15 protein-coding genes and 1 pseudogene are annotated in these 16,908 nt (G+C 64.6%); 5 read left to right on the top strand and 11 right to left on the bottom strand.

What is annotated here, in order from left to right; genetic code table 11:
- Window positions 1-93: 93 nt before the first annotated feature.
- Together gltA and gltX are read right to left on the bottom strand one after the other, a co-directional pair.
- On the bottom strand, window positions 94-1,398 hold the full coding sequence (gltA, locus tag IVA80_RS07720; protein WP_247427506.1) for a citrate synthase: 1,305 nt from the start codon (window positions 1,396-1,398) through the stop codon (window positions 94-96).
- 158 nt (window positions 1,399-1,556) lie between these two features.
- Window positions 1,557-2,981, bottom strand: a complete 1,425-nt coding sequence (gene gltX, locus IVA80_RS07725; RefSeq protein ID WP_247427509.1) for a glutamate--tRNA ligase — start codon at window positions 2,979-2,981, stop codon at window positions 1,557-1,559.
- Between the two features lie 143 nt (window positions 2,982-3,124).
- Here gltX and IVA80_RS07730 point away from each other — a divergent pair, with 143 nt between their 5' ends.
- The 4 genes and pseudogenes from IVA80_RS07730 to IVA80_RS07745 all read left to right on the top strand — a co-directional run bounded on the left by IVA80_RS07730 (window position 3,125) and on the right by IVA80_RS07745 (window position 7,894).
- Window positions 3,125-4,804, top strand: coding sequence for a glutamine--tRNA ligase/YqeY domain fusion protein (locus IVA80_RS07730; protein WP_247427512.1), 1,680 nt, complete (start codon window positions 3,125-3,127; stop codon window positions 4,802-4,804).
- Between the two features lie 8 nt (window positions 4,805-4,812).
- Window positions 4,813-5,198: pseudogene (locus IVA80_RS07735) on the top strand (nuclear transport factor 2 family protein).
- Between the two features lie 88 nt (window positions 5,199-5,286).
- The gene (locus IVA80_RS07740; RefSeq protein ID WP_247427514.1) at window positions 5,287-5,520 is read left to right on the top strand and encodes a DUF2171 domain-containing protein; all 234 of its coding nucleotides are present in this window, start codon (window positions 5,287-5,289) and stop codon (window positions 5,518-5,520) included.
- Window positions 5,521-5,614: 94 nt separating this feature from the next.
- A complete protein-coding gene (locus IVA80_RS07745) occupies window positions 5,615-7,894 on the top strand; it encodes a ComEC/Rec2 family competence protein (RefSeq protein WP_247427517.1) in 2,280 nt (759 codons plus the stop codon).
- Window positions 7,895-8,190: 296 nt separating this feature from the next.
- On the opposite strand, the gene IVA80_RS07750 is transcribed toward IVA80_RS07745, so the two are convergent.
- The 7 genes from IVA80_RS07750 to IVA80_RS07780 all read right to left on the bottom strand — a co-directional run bounded on the left by IVA80_RS07750 (window position 8,191) and on the right by IVA80_RS07780 (window position 13,663).
- Entirely contained in the window at window positions 8,191-8,625 is a 435-nt protein-coding gene (locus tag IVA80_RS07750) for a hypothetical protein (protein ID WP_247427520.1), read from the bottom strand.
- Window positions 8,626-8,817: 192 nt separating this feature from the next.
- Window positions 8,818-9,009 carry a hypothetical protein gene (locus tag IVA80_RS07755; protein WP_247427523.1) on the bottom strand — a complete coding sequence of 64 codons (192 nt, stop codon included), beginning with the start codon at window positions 9,007-9,009 and terminating at the stop codon, window positions 8,818-8,820.
- A gap of 165 nt (window positions 9,010-9,174) precedes the next feature.
- Window positions 9,175-9,876: a transcriptional repressor LexA gene (gene lexA / locus IVA80_RS07760; protein ID WP_247427908.1), complete on the bottom strand. Its 702-nt coding sequence runs from the start codon at window positions 9,874-9,876 to the stop codon at window positions 9,175-9,177.
- Window positions 9,877-10,052: 176 nt separating this feature from the next.
- Window positions 10,053-11,264: a gephyrin-like molybdotransferase Glp gene (glp, locus tag IVA80_RS07765; RefSeq protein ID WP_247427526.1), complete on the bottom strand. Its 1,212-nt coding sequence runs from the start codon at window positions 11,262-11,264 to the stop codon at window positions 10,053-10,055.
- Window positions 11,265-11,537: 273 nt separating this feature from the next.
- Window positions 11,538-11,732, bottom strand: a complete 195-nt coding sequence (locus IVA80_RS07770; RefSeq protein ID WP_247427528.1) for a hypothetical protein — start codon at window positions 11,730-11,732, stop codon at window positions 11,538-11,540.
- Window positions 11,733-11,889: 157 nt separating this feature from the next.
- A complete protein-coding gene (locus IVA80_RS07775; protein ID WP_247427531.1) occupies window positions 11,890-12,516 on the bottom strand; it encodes an HAD family phosphatase in 627 nt (208 codons plus the stop codon).
- A gap of 13 nt (window positions 12,517-12,529) precedes the next feature.
- Window positions 12,530-13,663, bottom strand: a complete 1,134-nt coding sequence (locus IVA80_RS07780) for an alpha-hydroxy acid oxidase (RefSeq protein WP_247427534.1) — start codon at window positions 13,661-13,663, stop codon at window positions 12,530-12,532.
- A gap of 298 nt (window positions 13,664-13,961) precedes the next feature.
- Here IVA80_RS07780 and IVA80_RS07785 point away from each other — a divergent pair, with 298 nt between their 5' ends.
- Entirely contained in the window at window positions 13,962-15,299 is a 1,338-nt protein-coding gene (locus tag IVA80_RS07785; protein WP_247427537.1) for a S41 family peptidase, read from the top strand.
- A gap of 97 nt (window positions 15,300-15,396) precedes the next feature.
- On the opposite strand, the gene IVA80_RS07790 is transcribed toward IVA80_RS07785, so the two are convergent.
- Entirely contained in the window at window positions 15,397-16,248 is an 852-nt protein-coding gene (locus IVA80_RS07790; RefSeq protein WP_247427539.1) for an EamA family transporter, read from the bottom strand.
- An 88-nt stretch (window positions 16,249-16,336) separates the two neighbouring features.
- A complete protein-coding gene (locus IVA80_RS07795) occupies window positions 16,337-16,873 on the bottom strand; it encodes a TetR/AcrR family transcriptional regulator (RefSeq protein ID WP_247427542.1) in 537 nt (178 codons plus the stop codon).
- Window positions 16,874-16,908: the final 35 nt, after the last annotated feature.

Genomic DNA, 16,908 nt, shown 5'->3' on the forward strand with positions numbered 1-16,908 from the left:
CAGCATCAGGGTGTCCCTTGATCTGGCAAGCGCCAAACAAAAACGGCGCCATTTCGCGATGGCGCCGTTCCGAAGGACCGTGAGGTCCGAACTTTACGTGCGGTCCTTGATCGCAACGTAGTCGCGGCGGGGGACGCCGGTGTAGAGCTGGCGCGGGCGGCCGATCTTCTGCTGCGGGTCCTCGATCATCTCGCTCCACTGGCTGATCCAGCCGACGGTGCGGGCGACCGCGAACAGCACGGTGAACATCGAGACCGGGAAGCCCATCGCCTTCAGCGTGATGCCCGAATAGAAGTCGACGTTCGGGTAGAGCTTGCGGTCGATGAAGTACTGGTCGCTGAGCGCAATCCGCTCCAGCTCCAGCGCCACCTTGAGCATCGGATCGTCGCCATGGCCGGTCTCCTTGAGCACGGCGTGACACATCTTCTGCATGATCTTGGCGCGCGGATCGTAGTTCTTGTAGACGCGGTGGCCAAAGCCCATCAGGCGGACTTCGCTGTTCTTGTCCTTCACCTTGGCGATGAATTCCGGAATTTTGTCGACCGAACCGATCTCGGCGAGCATCGCGAGCGCGGCTTCGTTGGCGCCGCCATGCGCCGGGCCCCAGAGGCAGGCGATGCCGGCGGCGATGCAGGCGAACGGGTTGGCGCCGGAGGAACCGGCGATGCGAACCGTCGAGGTCGAGGCGTTCTGCTCGTGGTCGGCGTGCAGGATGAAGATCTTGTCCAGCGCATCCGCCAGCACCGGATTGATCTGGTACTCCTCGCACGGCACAGCGAAGCACATGTGCAGGAAGTTCTCGGCGAACTTCAGCGAGTTCTTCGGATACACGAAGGGCTGGCCGATCGTGTACTTGTAGGCCATTGCCGCCAGCGTCGGAATCTTGGCGACCATCCGCATCGACGCAATCATGCGCTGCTTCGGATCGTTGATGTCGGTGCTGTCGTGGTAGAACGCGGCCAGCGCGCCGACGGCGGCCACCATGATTGCCATCGGATGAGCGTCGCGGCGGAAGCCCTGGAAGAAGCGGGCCATCTGCTCGTGCACCATCGTGTGATGGATCACGCGATCGTCGAAATCCTTCTTCTGCGAGGCGTTCGGCAGGCTGCCGTAGAGCAGGAGGTAGCAGGTCTCCAGGAAGTCGCCCTGCTCGGCGAGCTGCTCGATCGGGTAGCCGCGGTATTCCAGCACGCCCGCGTCGCCGTCGATATAGGTGATCTTGGACTGGCAGCTCGCGGTCGAGGTGAAGCCGGGATCGTAGGTGAAGAGGCCGGACTGGCCGTAAAGCTTGCCGATATCGACGACATCAGGCCCGACGCTGCCGCTGAGGATCGGGAGATCGAAATTCTTGTTTCCAACCGTCAGCGTGGCGGTCTTATTGCTTGGTTTTGCGTCCATCAGAGGTCCCCGATGTATGGTGAAACGGGCCGGACCCGGAGGCCCCGATGAGAGATGGTGGGGCAGGCCGGATGTTCCAGAAGGTACGGGTGAGATGGGTATATTATTGCTGTGTGCGCTGCAAGATGGCGCCGCGCATGGTCGACTTACGTCGTAGCCTAGTCCTTGGCTTGATCCTCAAGCCGGCCCAGGCTTTCCTGACGTCCGAGCACGTCCAAAACCTCGAAAATCCCGGGCGATGTCGACCGTCCGGTGAGCGCCGCCCGCAGCGGCTGGGCGACCGCGCCGAGCTTGAGACTATTTTCCTCGGCAAAGGCGCGCAGCGCAGCCTCGGCATTCGCGGCGCTCCAGGTCTCGACATTCTCCAGCGCGGAATGAAGCTGGCCGATCAGCTTGCGGTTCTCGGGCGTCAGCAGCGTTTGCGCCTTGGGATCGAGATCCAGCGGCCGGTCGGCAAAGATGAAATAGGCGCCGTCGATCAGCTCGAGCAACGTCTTGGCGCGCTCCTTCAGGGCCGGCATGGCCTTGAGAAGCTGCGCGCGCGTGGTGTCGTTTAACTTGGCCTTGAGCTCGTCGCGGCCGGGAATGTGGTCGAGCACGTCCTCGAACATCTTCACGAGTGATTGATCGTCGGCATTGCGGATGTAATGGCCATTGAGACTCTCCAGCTTGGCGAAATCGAAGCGGGCGGCGGCACGGCCGACGCTGGCGAGGTCGAACGCCGCGATCATTTCCTCGGTCGAGAAGATCTCCTGGTCGCCATGGCTCCAGCCGAGGCGGACGAGGTAGTTGCGAAGCGCGGCCGGAAGGTACCCCATGGCGCGGTAGGCATCGACGCCCAGGGCGCCGTGCCTCTTGGAGAGCTTCGAGCCGTCCGGGCCGTGGATCAGCGGGATGTGGGACATGCTCGGCAGCGCCCAGCCCATGGCGTCGTAGATCTGCTTCTGGCGGGCGGCGTTGATCAGATGGTCGTCGCCACGGATGACATGGGTGACGGCCATGTCGTGGTCGTCGACCACCACCGCGAGCATGTAGGTCGGGTTGCCATCGCCGCGCAGAAGGACGAGGTCGTCGAGGTTCTCGTTCTGCCAGACCACGCGGCCCTGGACCTGGTCCTCGATCACGGTTTCGCCGGTCTGCGGCGCGCGCAGGCGGATCGTCGGCTTCACGTCGGCCGGGGCGGTCGCAGGATCACGGTCGCGCCACAGGCCGTCATAGAGGCGGGTGCGGCCTTCCGCACGCGCCTTCTCGCGCATGGCGGTGAGCTCGTCGGCCGTGGCGTAGCAACGGTAGGCCTTGCCGTCGGCGAGCAGTTGCTCGGCGACCTCGCGGTGGCGGGCGGCGCGGCTGAACTGATAGATGACCTCGCCGTCCCAGCCGAGCTCCAGCCATTTGAGGCCGTCCAGGATGGCGCCGATCGCGGCCTCGGTGGAGCGCTCCCGGTCGGTGTCCTCGATCCGGAGCAGCATCTTGCCGCCGTGCTTCTTCGCATAGAGCCAGTTGAACAGCGCCGTGCGGGCGCCCCCGATATGGAGGAAGCCTGTCGGCGAGGGAGCGAAGCGTGTGACGACGGAATCGGTCATTCTTGGCAGGGCCTATGCATTGGAGGCGGTGGTATATAGCAGGACCGGTGCATAACTAAAGCCCGGCAGCGGACGGCTTAAGGCCTTGGCTCGGCCACGCGAATTTGGCAGAAGGGCCGCTGATTTCCCTACAGGATTGCAGGATGAGCACAGAACCGGTGGCGACTGAGGTTGGGCGCGATTTCATTCGTGACATCATCCAGGCTGACCTCGATCAGGGCAAATACCAGGAGATCGTGACCCGGTTCCCGCCGGAGCCGAACGGCTACCTGCATATCGGCCACGCCAAGTCGATCGCGCTCAATTTCGGCATCGCCCAGGAGTTTCCGGGCCGCTGCCATCTGCGCTTCGACGACACCAATCCGGTCAAGGAGGAGCAGGAATATATCGATTCCATCCAGGCCGACGTGCGCTGGCTCGGCTTCGACTGGGGCAGGAATCTGTTCTTCGCATCCGACTATTTCGACCGCCTGTACGAATGGGCGGAGCAGCTGATCCGCGACGGGCTCGCCTATGTCGACGACCAGACCCAGGAGGAGATCCGTCTCTCCCGCGGCACGCTGACCGAGCCCGGCAAGAACTCGCCGTTCCGCGACCGCAGCGTGGATGACAACCTCGATTTGTTCCGCCGCATGAAGGCCGGCGAATTCCCGAACGGCGCGCGCGTGCTGCGGGCCAAGATCGACATGTCGGCGGGCAACATCAACCTGCGCGATCCCGTGCTGTACCGCATCCTGCATGCGCATCATCCGCGCACCGGCGACAAATGGTGCATCTATCCGAGCTATGACTACGCGCACGGCCAGTCGGATGCCATCGAAGGCATCACGCATTCGATCTGCACGCTGGAGTTCGAGGACCACCGGCCGCTCTATGACTGGTTCATCGAGAAGCTGCCGGTGCCATCGCAGCCGCATCAGTACGAGTTCGCACGGCTCAACCTGACCTACACGCTGCTGTCCAAGCGCGTGCTGACCCAGCTCGTGCGCGAGGGCCATGTCGCCGGCTGGGACGATCCACGCATGCCGACCATGGCGGGGATGCGCCGCCGCGGCGTGCCGCCGGCAGCGCTCCGCGAATTCGTCAAGCGCATCGGCGTTGCCAAGGCCAACAGCGTGGTCGATGTCGGCATGCTGGAGTTCTGCATCCGCGAGGAGCTGAACCGCAGCGCGCAGCGACGCATGGGCGTGCTGCGGCCACTCAAGGTGGTGATCGAGAACTATCCGGAAGGGCAGGTCGAGGAGCTTGAGGCGATCAACCATCCCGACGACGCCAGCGCCGGCACGCGCAAGATCACGTTCGGCCGCGAGCTCTATATCGAGCGGGACGACTTCATGGAGACCCCGCCGAAGAAGTTCTTCCGCCTGTCGCCGGGCAACGAGGTGCGGTTGCGCTACGCCTATTTCATCAAATGCACCGGCGTGATCAAGGACGATTCCGGTGAGGTGGTCGAGCTGCGCTGCACCTATGATCCCGCGACCAAGGGCGGCAACGCGCCCGATGGCCGCAAGGTCAAGGCGACCATGCACTGGCTGTCGGCGGCGACGTCGAAGCCTGCGGAGATCCGCATCTACAACCAGCTCTTCTCGAATCCCAGCCCGGACGCCTCGAACTTCGCGGCCGATCTCAATCCGCAGTCGCTGGAGATTCTCAGCGACGCACGGATCGAGGCATCGGTCGCGGAGAGCAATTCGATGGAACCGATGCAGTTCGAGCGTCAGGGCTATTTCGTTCGCGACAAGGACTCGACGCCGGGCAAGCCGGTGTTCTCCAGAACGATCGGCCTGCGCGATACGTTTGCGAAGGAAGTTGCAAAGGGCTGAGAGACGACATGAGCAACGAAGCCGACTCCATCATTTCCGCCATCATCGCGAAATGGTGCGCTGGCTTCGCAACGCTCGATGCGGCCTCGCTGTCGTCGCTCTATTCGAGCAACGCGTTCTTCTTCGGCTCCAATCCAAAGCTCTATCGGGGCAGGGACGGTGTCGCCGATTATTTCAACGGCCTGCCGCGCTGGCGCGCGCCAAGCGCAGTGTTTTCCGAGGTGAACGCAGCGCAGGCAGGTCCTGAGCTGATCAACATGGCTGCGACCATCTCGTTCGACCTCTCGGGCGAGCGCCCGATCTCGTCGTCAAGATGAGCTGGGTCATCATCCGCGAGGATGGTGATTGGAAAATCGTCAATCACCATGCCTCGTCTAAAGCGGCGCTGATCTGACGAGCGGGTGGCACACGGCTTCGTCATTCCCGTGAGAGAACGAACGGGCTGCCGGCGCGTTAAGCTGGATCCAAACAAGGATCCCACCATGCAGAACATCGCAGAGCATATGGAAGTCATCGGCGCCGACGGCGTCCACGTCGGCACGGTCGATCGTGTCGAGGGCAATCGCATCAAGCTGACCAAGAAGGACAGCGGCGAGGGCAGCCACAAGGGACATCATCACTTCATCGACAAGGGACTCGTCGCCGACGTCGAGGGCAACAAGGTGCGGCTCTCGGCCAAGGCGGATGTGGCCGTAAAGATGGAAGAGGAAAAGTAGGGCCGTCACGGTTCGTTCCTGATCCGTACCGCTATTCGCGCAGCCGCACGTTCCGGTAGCCTCCGCTTCCGTCGCGTATCGTAAGGTGTTGGGAATGGCGGAGCCGGGCCGGCCAGTACGGTCCCAGGGTATCGCGGGGACTTGGCCCGTCGGCCGAGCTGCACCCGCGGGCGGCCTCGTGCCGGCCGGGTTCGACCTCTGGACATCGCTGGCCGAGACACTGCGCGAATGGGCGCGTGCCGAGGCCGGCGCCGGGCGGCTGTTGCCGTGGGTGCCTGTCGCTTTCGGCGGCGGCATCGCGCTCTATTTCGCCGCCGATCATGAGCCGGTGCTCTGGGTCGTTGCCGCGACGGCCATCGTGCTCATGCTTGGCGCGGGGCTGTTGCGGCGGAGCCGGTTGTTTGCTCCGGCGATCATGATCGCGGCGGTCGCGGCCGGTCTTGCCACGGCGACCTGGAAGACGGCGTGGATCGGCCACACCGTACTGGCCAAGCCGCTCTATTCGGTGTCGCTGTCGGGTTTCGTCGAGACCCGCGACATCCGCGAGCGCACCGATCGGTTCGTGCTGCGCGTCACCGCGATGGAGGCGCAGCGCAGCGACGTCAGGCTGGAGCGGGTGCGCCTCTCGGTGCGCAAGGGGACGGCGCCGGAGGTCGGCAGCTTCGTGCAGTTGAAGGCGCGGCTGATGCCGCCGCTGTCGCCGGTGCGGCCCGGCAGCTATGATTTTTCCCGCGACATGTTCTTCCAGGGCATCGGCGCCTCCGGTTTCGTGATGGGCGCGATCACGGCTTCAGTGTCGCCGGACGCCGGCGGCTTGCGGCTGCGTTATGCCGCCTTCATGCAGGGCCTGCGCGATGCGATCGACGCGCGCATCCGTGCCACGCTCGACGGCGACAATCGCGCGATCGCGACCGCGCTGCTGACCGGGCGACGCGATGCGATCACCACGCCTGTCAACGATGCCATGTTCATCTCGGGACTCGGACATGTGCTCTCGATCTCCGGCTACCACATGGCGGTCGTCGCCGGCGTGGTCTTCTTCGCGGTGCGCGCGCTGCTGGCGTTGATCCCTGGAATGGCGGCCGGCTTCGCCATCAAGAAATGGTCGGCGACCGCCGCGCTGGTCGCGGCTGCGTTCTATCTGCTGCTGTCGGGTGCGGAGGTCGCGACGCAACGATCATTCTTCATGACTGCGGTGGTGCTGATCGCGGTCATGGTCGATCGCCGCGCCATCACGTTCCGCACCCTGGCCGTGGCGGCGCTGATCGTGCTTGCGGTCGCGCCCGAAGCGCTGGTCCATCCGAGCTTCCAGATGTCGTTTGCGGCAACGCTCGGACTGGTGGCGCTGGTGCAGATCGGCATGCCGAACCTGTTTGCGTCGCCCGATCATTCGACGACCGCGCGCATCGCGCTGTGGGGAGGGCGCGAGATCGTGATGCTGTTCCTGGCCTCGCTGATCGCGGGGCTTGCGACCACGCCCTATGCCGCCTTCCACTTCCACCGCGTCACGCCGTTCGGCGTGCTCGCCAATCTCGGGGCGATGCCGGTGGTCTCGGCGCTGGTGATGCCCGCGGGGCTCTTGGGATTGATTGCAGCGCCGTTCGGACTCGATGGTCCGTTCTGGTGGCTGATGGGGATCGGCATCGACTGGATGGTCGCGGTGTCGCGCTGGGTGGCCGCATTGCCGGGCGCGGTCGGCCGCATCCCGGCTTTCGGCATCGCACCGCTGATCGCTGCAAGTTTGGGGATCATCGTGATGGGCCTGCTTCGCACGCCCTTGCGCTGGTCCGGCGCGGTGGTGCTGTTGGCTGCGATCCTCTGGGGGCTGTCCGTGCGGCAGCCCGACATTTTGATCGCCGGTGACGGCCAGAGCGTCGCGGTGCGGGGCAGGGACGGACACCTGCATCTGATCAGGTCGAGCAAGGACAGCTTTCTGCTCAAGGAATGGCTCGCGGCCGACGCCGATCCGCGCGGCGCCGGCGGTGCTGCGCTGGCCGATGGCGTGTCGTGCGATGAGTCCGGCTGCGTGACGCCGCTCGCCGACGGGCGCCTCGTCGCGCTTTCCTTGCGCGTCGACGCGCTGGCCGACGATTGCAGCCGCGCCGCGCTGGTGGTGACGGCGCGGCCCGCGCCGCCCGATTGCGCGGCGATGGTTGTCGACCGTCAGCGTCTCGCAAGGCAGGGCGCGCTGGCGCTGACGCGAAGCGGCGACGGCTTTGCGGTGCAGGCGGCGAAGGCGAGGGGCGCAAACCGCCCGTGGTCGCCGGCTCTCGCCGGCGAGGGCGATTTCGATGGGAGCCTTGCGCCGAAGACGGCCGCGTCCCGCAACCGGGACGCAACGCCATCAGAGGCCGACTTGCAGTCAGAGGATTGAGCCGCATGCGCGTCGGGTCGGGCACCCAGAGTTCAACAACGCGAATGAAGGTCTTCATCGAACGTGTCCGCCGTCGCAAGCCGCACCATGCATCGGCCATTTGGCTGCGGAACGGACGTTCAAAATTCAGGCAGGACAGCGCAAACGTCACAGCGCAAACGTCGTGCGGTGGGGAGGCGCAGCCCCCTGGCCCGCCCGATGGAGCTTCGCGGGACACGAACGATACCATCTCGCCGGCCTCAGCCGGCGATGGCAATTTCAATCCCGGCCCGACCTGTCGGCCGGGGATGGTTGTATCAACCGATCGGCAGGCGGGTGACGGTCGGCCGGCTGTCGGCGATGATCTGCGGCTTGTGCTCGCGCTCGCCGATCGACTGGGTCACCGGCAGTTGCAGCACTGTCGCGCGCTGGCCTTCGACAAGCTGCGTCACCAGCACATATTTGCCGTCGGGGAATTCGATCGCATCATGATGACGATCGGGAATGTGCGGATCCATCTTGCCGAACTTGCCGACGCGCGAATTGATGGTCCGCGTCCAGATCCAGCGATTGTCGTAGCGCACGTTGTCGGCGAAGGCGAGCTCCGTTCCCGGCAGCAGGCAGACCGCGACCGTCGGATCGGCTGCGGACGCAAAGCCGCGCGTCGAGGTGCCGCGGAAGGTTGTCGTGATGATCGTCTCGCCGACTTCGGCGGGACGCGACGCGATGGCATGCAGGCTGTAGTCACACATCGGGTGCTCCTCATTTCAGGGATAGCGACCCGCGTCTGTTTCGGAGGCGCAGGCCTCTATCAGAGTGGAAATATGGAAGAGTCTGCCCGGTTGTAGGCAAATCTGCGGCTCGCCGTCACAGCCCGCGATCACATTATCTTTCCCGAATCCACTAGGAACAAAGCTCGCTCCCGTGCATTTGGGACGCGCGTCTCAGCGCCCAGCAGGCGCCGACCAGCCGGAATATTGCGAGCGCGGCTGCGACGGTTGCTCGACGGCGTTGCGAGCATTGCGGACCTGCTCGTTCACAGCGCGAACGTGGTGTCGCGATTGCGCGGCGAAGGCTTGCGGCGCTGACGCTGCGATCAGCGCCGCAGCGACTGTTCTCAGAACGATCTTGCGCATGACTTCTCGAACCTGAAGGCCCCGAAGCAGTGTTGCTTCGTGCGGCGTGCCGAGGATGTAGCGCTGGAGGAGGGGCCGGCTACCCAGCGGGAGCGGACAATCGTCCGCTCCAATCTCGGATCGGAGACGCCGATCAAAAGCGCGAGGCGCTCGGGACGTCCGGCATCAGTACTTCCGGTACAGCCCGATCAGCTTGCCCTGGATCTTCACCCGGTTCGGCGGCAGGATGCGGACCTCATAGGCCGCATTGGCGGGCTCGAGCGCGATCGAGGCGCCGCGCCGGCGGAAGCGCTTCAGGGTTGCTTCCTCCTCGTCGATCAGCGCCACGACGATGTCGCCGGTATCGGCGCTCTCGTTGCGCTGGATCAGTGCCATGTCGCCGTCGAGAATGCCGGCCTCGACCATGGAATCGCCGCGCACTTCGAGCGCGTAGTGCTCGCCCGAGCCGAGCATGTCCGGCGGGACGCTGATGGTGTGGCTGCGGGTCTGCAAGGCCTCGATCGGCGTGCCGGCCGCGATGCGGCCCATCACGGGCACCGCCACGGGGCGCTCGCCCTCGTCAGGGGCCGGGCTGGATGTCGTGCGGACCTTGCCGAGATTGCCTTCGATGACGCTCGGCGTGAAGCCGCGGCGGCTGCCGGCGGCGGCCTGAAGCTCGGGCAGCTTGATCACCTCGATGGCGCGGGCGCGGTTGGGCAGGCGCCGGATGAAGCCGCGCTCCTCGAGCGCGGTGATCAGGCGATGGATGCCCGATTTCGAGCGCAGGTCGAGCGCGTCCTTCATCTCGTCGAAGGACGGCGGCACGCCGCTTTCCTTCAGCCGTTCGCTGATGAACCGCAGAAGCTCGTATTGTTTGCGCGTTAACATCTCGACCAAAATCCCCCGGTTGATGTCGTTCGATTCCGAGACGCTGAATTCAGCAGTAAGCCGCTGCATGCTCGAAACAAATCATGAACGGACACTATATGTTCGATATGTGTTCCGCAACTGCTTAATTTACCGTGAACGCGACAAAGTTGGCGGAACGCACGCGAACGAAGGGTTCAGACGGGCAGCCGCAAGACCTCGCAAGGCGTGCCGGCCTCGGCTTTCGGCGCAAATGGTGCGCGCACGAGGAGTGCCTGTGCCGCAGCAAGATTCGCAAGCAGCGAGGAATCCTGGTGATTGACCGGAAGGGCGAGGAGCGTGCCGTCGTCGCGCAACTCAAGGCGTGCGCGCAGATAATCCTCGCGCTGGTCATTGGCGCCGACGTCGCGGCCGAGTACCGCGCGTTCGCGGCGGTGATGAATCACCTGCCGGCCCGACAGCGCACGAATCAGCGGCACCATGAACAGGAAGGCGCAAACGTAGGATGACACGGGATTGCCGGGCAGGCCGATCACACGCGTCGTGCTGAGCCGCCCGTTCATCATCGGTTTGCCCGGCCGCATCGCGATCTTCCAGAACGCCATCAAGATGCCTTCGGCGTTGAGCGCCTGCTGGACCAGATCGTGGTCGCCGACCGAAGCGCCGCCGATCGTGATCAGGATGTCGGCGCCGTTCTCCCGCGCGCGGCGGATGCCGGCCGTGGTGGCCTCCAGCGTGTCGGCGGCAACGCCGAGATCGATGGTCTCGGCGCCCTCGCTGCGGGCGAGCGCGTGCAGGGCAAAGCCGTTGGAATAGACGATCTGGCCGTGGCCGGGCGTCGTGCCCGGCATCACCAACTCGTCGCCGGTGGCGAGGACCGCGACCTTTGGGCGGCGGCGGACGGGCAGTTGAGGATGGTTCATCCCGGCGGCGAGCGCGAGGTCGCGCTCGGTCAGCCGGATCCCCTTGCGCAGGAGCACGTCACCCTCGCGAAAATCGACGCCTGCGGGGCGGATGTGCCGTCCGGTCACAGTGGCCTCCTTGATCGTGATGCGCTTGCCCTCGGCGACCGTGTCCTCCTGGATCACGACGGCATCCGCGCCATCGGGAACGACGCCGCCGGTGAAGATCCGCACGGCCTCGCCGGTGCCGACCGTCCCTGTGAACGGACGGCCCGCCGCCACCTCGCCGATGACGGTGAGCGTGGCATCGATCTTCGCCGCATCGGCCGCGCGCACGGCGTAGCCGTCCATCGCCGACATTGCCTCCGGCGGCTGTGTGCGCCGCGCCGCAACGTCCGACGCAAGCACGCGATGGTGGGCATCCTCAAGCGCGACCGTCTCTTCGGGCAGCGGTTCTGCACCCGCCAGCACCGCGGCAAGCGCGTCAGAAACCGGCATCAAGGCCAAAGTGAACTCCCGCAACAAGTCGAGGACTCGGTCAGCAAGGTTCTAGCCGAGCGGAAGGGCTGACGCAAAAGGGCTATATTGGCGCAAAGCGTACGCTTGGTGGGCCTTGCACAAACCCGATCACCGGCAATTTGCGTCGGATGCCGAAGCCGCGCTCCGCCGCTTGAGCAATAGAACTCACGTCCGTCGTGGCATGATCCGGAAGGCGAGACAGACCGGCACGAGGATGGCCACGGCGAGGACGAGAATGACCAGAGCCATGGCCAGCGTCGGTCAGGTCCCCGGCTGCCTGTCCGGACTGACGTCCGGCGCCGCGGGGCCCTGATCCTTGTCAGGCAGCGGGTCGGCCCGGGATTTCAGGTCGGCGGCCTTGCTGATCAGCTTGGCGGAAAGCTCAGAATCCGATGTGGTTCTGGCGAATTTCATCAGCAGAGAGGCCTGCTTGGTGAGGTAGGTTTTGCCCAACACGATGATAAGTCCGATGTAGAGTTCCCAACGAACTCATGAGTCCCGAGGCGGGCATTCGTTCCGGGAACTCTGTATAAAATGCACAAGGGTTTGGGTTCCTCGCCTCCGGGGCAAAATAGTTCCGGGCGCGGCGGGTTCGCGGTCTGTCGGCTCGAGATCAGATTCCGAGCGCCTTGAGGGCGTTCCCGACGTCGCGGGGCGAGGTCACGTGCACCGCGGTCAGGCCGCGCGACCGCGCTCCTTCGATGTTCTCGCCAAGATCATCGAAGAACACGATACGGTTCGCCGGCATGCCGATCGCGGCCACGACATGGTCGAAGGCCTCCGCATCCGGTTTGCGCAGGCCGATGCTGGACGACAGATAGAGCTCGCGGAAATGGCCGAGCAGGCCGGCATATTCCTTCGAGAAGTAGTCCACATGCGGGCGGTTGGTGTTGGAGAAGGCGTAGAGCGGCATCCGCTTTGCCGCGCGCGGCAACAGCTCGGCGATGTCGGGCATCTCGCCGGCGAAGATCGCGTTCCAGCCCTCCAGGAACTGCGCGTCCGAAATGCCGATCCCGAGCGAGACGCGCAGCGAGTCAAAATAGGCCTCGTCGCTGATCTTGCCGACCTCGTGCAGCCGGTAGGCTTCGCTGTCCCGGACATAGCGCGCAACGATGGCTTCCGGCTTGCAGCCGGCATGTCCCGCCCAGCACGCGATCGCCTTGGAGAAATCGATGTCGAGCACGACGCGCCCGAGATCGAACAGAAGCGCGTCCGCGCTGCCGGGAGAGAGCGAGTTCATTGCATCCTTTCACTCAATATCGATATGGGTCGTGGTCGAACAGCGGGAACGCGCTGAACACGCTCGGCGCATTCGTTGCGGTCGCCTGGTGCAGGCAGGACTTGTTGACCTCGGCGAACGAGGTGGCGCCCAAAAGGCCGAGGCAGCGCAGCACCTCGTCCTCCAGCAGCTCCAGCATCCGTCTCACGCCGGCTTCGCCGGCCGCCGCCAGCGCCCAGCACTGCAGCCGGCCGATGCCGACCATGTCCGCACCCGCCGCGATCGCCTTGACGATGTCGGTGCCGCGGCAGAAGCCGCCATCGACCATGATCCTGGCGCGGCCCTTCACCGCCTCGACGATCTCGGGCAGCACATGCATGGCGCCGCGGCCGTGATCGAGCTGGCGGCCGCCATGGTTGGAGACGTAGATCCACTCGACGCCATGATCAATCGCAATCTGCGCGTCCTCGGCGGTGGCGATGCCCTTCAGGATGAGCGGAATTTTGAACTTGTCCTTGACCATCTTCACGGTCCGCCACTCCAGACCCTTCTGGTAATCGCCGCCGGTGGCGCGCAGGCGGCTCTCGCGAACATAGCGCTTGGCAATGTCGCGTTCGCGACGGCTGTAATGGGCGGTGTCAACGGTCAGGCAGAAGGCGGCGTAGGCGTTCTTCTCGCTCCGGCTGACGACATCGGCGACGAAGTCGTCGTCACCGCGCACATAGAGTTGATAGAGCCGCAGCGCATTAGGGGCGGCTTCGGCGGTCTTCTCCAGGCCGGGCTCGGATACCGAACTCAGCATGTGCGCGGCGCCGAAGGTGCCGCAGGCGCGGGCGACGCTGGCCGCGCCATGCGGGTCGAAGGTCTCCAGTGCGCCGACGGGGGCCAGCACCACCGGCAGGCGCATCTTGCGCCCGAACAGCTCGACCGAGCCGTCGACATTGCGGACGTCGCGCAGCACGCGCGGCCGGAAGGCGATTTCGTCCAGCGCCATTCGGTTGCGGCGCATCGTGGTCTCGGTCTCGGCAGCGCCGACGATATAGTCCCAGGCGTTCTGGTTCAGGTTGGTGCGCGCCTTCCGAACGAATTCGTGCAGGTTCTGGAATAGCTCGTTGCTAGCGCCGAGTTCGACGTTCCTTTCCGGCTGGATGCGGGGCGCGTCGTTCATTGTTGTCCTCCCGAGAATTTGAAGTCTTATTGTCATCGCCTATCGCGTCCGGCCCTCCAAAACCATCTTAAAATCGCATAGCTGCGACGCGTGGGCCGATTCCCGCTTTGCGCGAAATGGTTTCGGAACGTTGCCAAAAGTTTAGCCGGGGGCGAAGGGATTTTTACGGTGTAGCCGCCAGCGTGGCGTCCCGGCCTTGAAGAAACCAGAATGGTATTGTGAACAACGGGCTGGATCGCCATTTGCATGGCACCTCCCAAGCCCAAAGCAAGCTCCAAGCAAGAAGGCCAGCCTATCCATGCGGAAAACCCTGCTGTTCCCCCTGGGCGCGCTCACGGGAGCCTGTCTGACCCTTTTGGTAGCCAGCCCGCACGGCGGAGTATGGGCGGCACGGGCGGCGGCGCGCGCGGATGATGCCTATTCCCGGCTCAATTTGTTCGGCGAAGTGTTCGAGCGGGTCAAGGCGAGCTATGTCGAGAAGCCCGACAATTCCAAACTGATCGAGGGCGCGATCGCCGGCATGGTGACCTCGCTCGATCCGCATTCGCGCTACATGAACGACAAAGCCTGGACCGAGATGCAGGAGACCACCTCCGGCGAGTTCGGCGGGCTCGGCATCGAGGTCACGATGGAGGAGGGCCTCGTCAAGGTGGTCTCGCCGATCGACGACACGCCGGCGTCAAAGGCCGGCATCATGTCAGGCGACCTTATCAGCAAGATCGACGGCGATGCCGTGCAGGGCATGACGCTCGAGCAGGCTGTCAACAAGATGAAGGGGCCGGTCGATACCCAGACCAAGCTCACCATCGTGCGCAAGGGTGCCGACGCCCCGCTCGATGTCGCGATCAAGCGCGAGATCATCCATGTGCGTCCGGTGCGCTTCCACGTCGAGAACGGCGACATCGGCTATATCCGCGTCACCTCGTTCAACGAGCAGACCACCGACGGCCTGAAGAAGGCGATCGCGTCGATCTCCAAGGACGTCCCGCCCGAGAAGCTCGTGGGCTACGTGATGGACCTGCGCAACAATCCGGGCGGATTGCTCGACCAGGCCGTGTCGGTGTCGAGCGCGTTCCTTCAGCGCGGCGAGGTCGTTTCGACCCGCGGCCGCAATCCGGAAGAGACCCAGCGCTTCACCGCGCGTGGCGGCGACTTCACCAAGGGCAAGCCGCTGGTGGTTCTGGTCAACGGCGGTTCGGCCTCGGCCTCGGAGATCGTGGCCGGCGCGCTGCATGACCACAAGCGCGCAACGCTGATCGGCACACGCTCGTTCGGTAAGGGCTCGGTGCAGACCATCATTCCGCTCGGCGCCGGCAACGGCGCGCTGGCGCTGACCACGGCGCGCTACTACACGCCGTCGGGCCGCTCGATCCAGGCCCAGGGCATCGCGCCCGACATCGAGATCCTCCAGGATGTGCCGCCCGAGCTGAAGGGCCGGATGGACACCATGGCGGAGTCCCAGATGCGCGGCCATCTGTCGGCCGCCGACGGTACCGAGCAGACAGGATCGCAATCCTACGTCCCGCCGGAAGAGAAGGACGACAAGGCCTTGCATACGGCCTACGACTTTCTGCACGGCGTCACCGCGAATGCGGTCGCCGCCAAGCCCGCGCCGAAGGCTGCGGTGCCGAACTAAGCCTTACGATGTCCAGATATCGCCCGGGAGCGGATGACCGCTCCCGGGCGTATTCGTTTGGGACGCTGCAACGACGCGACTTCCAGGGTCACATCGGTCAAGCGCTCGGTCTCAGCTGTGTCATGGCGACGCCGGAGATCGCGAGCAGTCCACCGACAATCAACTTTGGGGTGATGTGTTCGCCAAGGAACAGCACGCTCGACATCAGGGCGAACACCGGAAGCAGCAGACCGAAGGGTGCGATGCGGCTCATGGAGCAATGGGCGATCAACCAGAACCAAAGGCCAAACCCGACAATTCCTCCGATGAAAATCGTGTAGGCGAGCGTCAGCCAGCCACGTCCATCCGCCGCGGCAAGGCTCGCGATTTGTCCATACTCAAAGAGCAGTGACATCAACATCACCTGCGGCACCGTGAACAACGACGACCATCCCATCAACATCAGGGGATCAAAAGGGCCGAAGCGTTTCGTCAAGACGTTGGACACGGCGAATGCGAAGGCCGCCGCGACCACAAGCAGTAGCGGAAGGGCGTTTGCCGACAGACCGGGCGCCGCTGCCAGCACGACCACGCCTGCGAACGCAAGCACCACGCCGGCGGAGGTGGTTAGCGACGGCCTCTCGGCGAGCAACGGCCAGGCCAACAGGACGGTGAAGGGCGTGGCGAGTTGGTATGCGACGGCCGACATGCTTCCCGAGCCGAGCCCAAGGCCAACATAGAACAGCCCGAAGTTCAGTCCACCGAGGAAAATCGAAATAGCTGCGATCGGGCCGAACTGCCGACGCGTGGGTTTTTTGACGAATGGAACGAGCAGCATCGCGATCGCCAGGAAGCGCAGTGCGAGGAAGAAGAGAGGGGGAAACTCCGTAACGCCCACCTTGATGGCCACGAACTGATAACCCCAGAGCAGGGGGACGGCCACGGCACAGATGATCTGGATGGCGGACATGGCATCATTCCTTTCAAGACCGTTCGGTCCAGATATTGGCGCGCTGACGGCGGAGGTGTCCAAGGCCGTTGTCCTGATGACGGGTTGTCTACCTGATGAAGCGGTCGAGAAGGGCGTCAACGGTGGCCTGCGACGCGCTCCGTGTCGGCGCCGTTTTGCCGACCACGCGCAGCCCCTCGACGAAACAGACGAGAATTCTGGCGGCACTTGAAGGCTCAACGCCGTCGGCCAACCTGCCCGCCGCCTTCGCGCGGGAAAGTGCATCGGCCAACCCGGCCTCCATGGCTTCGAAAAAGCTCCCGATGCGACGACCAACGTCGGCATCCTGACCAGCCAGTTCCATGGCCGTGGCCACCAGCAGGCATCCGCGCCGACCTTTGGCACCGCTCGTTCGGTCAACATACCCGGCAAGGAACGCCCGCAGGCCGTCCACCGGCTCCCGGCGGGACGCGAGTTCGACATCCATCCGTTTCAAGGCATCGGCGACGTAGCGATCAAGCGCGAGCAAGAACAGCGAGTGCTTGTCGCCGAAAGCGGCATAGAGGCTGCCCCGCGAGAGCTTCGTCGCACGAAGAAGGTCCGGCAGCGCCGTGGCGTGATAGCCACGCGACCAGAACACACCCATCGCGCGTTCGACGGCGGCTTCCGTGTCGAAACCTC

The organism is Bradyrhizobium sp. 139 (assembly GCF_023074175.1).
Lineage (GTDB): Bacteria > Pseudomonadota > Alphaproteobacteria > Rhizobiales > Xanthobacteraceae > Bradyrhizobium.

Excerpts from the sequence above, each read along its gene's own strand:
- gltA (WP_247427506.1), bottom strand. The coding sequence starts at position 1,398 with ATGGACGCAAAACCAAGCAATAAGACCGCCACGCTGACGGTTGGAAAC.
- gltX (WP_247427509.1), bottom strand. The coding sequence starts at position 2,981 with ATGACCGATTCCGTCGTCACACGCTTCGCTCCCTCGCCGACAGGCTTC.
- IVA80_RS07730 (WP_247427512.1), top strand. The coding sequence starts at position 3,125 with ATGAGCACAGAACCGGTGGCGACTGAGGTTGGGCGCGATTTCATTCGT.
- IVA80_RS07740 (WP_247427514.1), top strand. The coding sequence starts at position 5,287 with ATGCAGAACATCGCAGAGCATATGGAAGTCATCGGCGCCGACGGCGTC.
- IVA80_RS07745 (WP_247427517.1), top strand. The coding sequence starts at position 5,615 with ATGGCGGAGCCGGGCCGGCCAGTACGGTCCCAGGGTATCGCGGGGACT.
- IVA80_RS07750 (WP_247427520.1), bottom strand. The coding sequence starts at position 8,625 with ATGTGTGACTACAGCCTGCATGCCATCGCGTCGCGTCCCGCCGAAGTC.
- IVA80_RS07755 (WP_247427523.1), bottom strand. The coding sequence starts at position 9,009 with ATGCGCAAGATCGTTCTGAGAACAGTCGCTGCGGCGCTGATCGCAGCG.
- lexA (WP_247427908.1), bottom strand. The coding sequence starts at position 9,876 with ATGTTAACGCGCAAACAATACGAGCTTCTGCGGTTCATCAGCGAACGG.
- IVA80_RS07775 (WP_247427531.1), bottom strand. The coding sequence starts at position 12,516 with ATGAACTCGCTCTCTCCCGGCAGCGCGGACGCGCTTCTGTTCGATCTC.
- IVA80_RS07780 (WP_247427534.1), bottom strand. The coding sequence starts at position 13,663 with ATGAACGACGCGCCCCGCATCCAGCCGGAAAGGAACGTCGAACTCGGC.
- IVA80_RS07785 (WP_247427537.1), top strand. The coding sequence starts at position 13,962 with ATGCGGAAAACCCTGCTGTTCCCCCTGGGCGCGCTCACGGGAGCCTGT.
- IVA80_RS07790 (WP_247427539.1), bottom strand. The coding sequence starts at position 16,248 with ATGTCCGCCATCCAGATCATCTGTGCCGTGGCCGTCCCCCTGCTCTGG.
- IVA80_RS07795 (WP_247427542.1), bottom strand. The coding sequence starts at position 16,873 with ATGGGTGTGTTCTGGTCGCGTGGCTATCACGCCACGGCGCTGCCGGAC.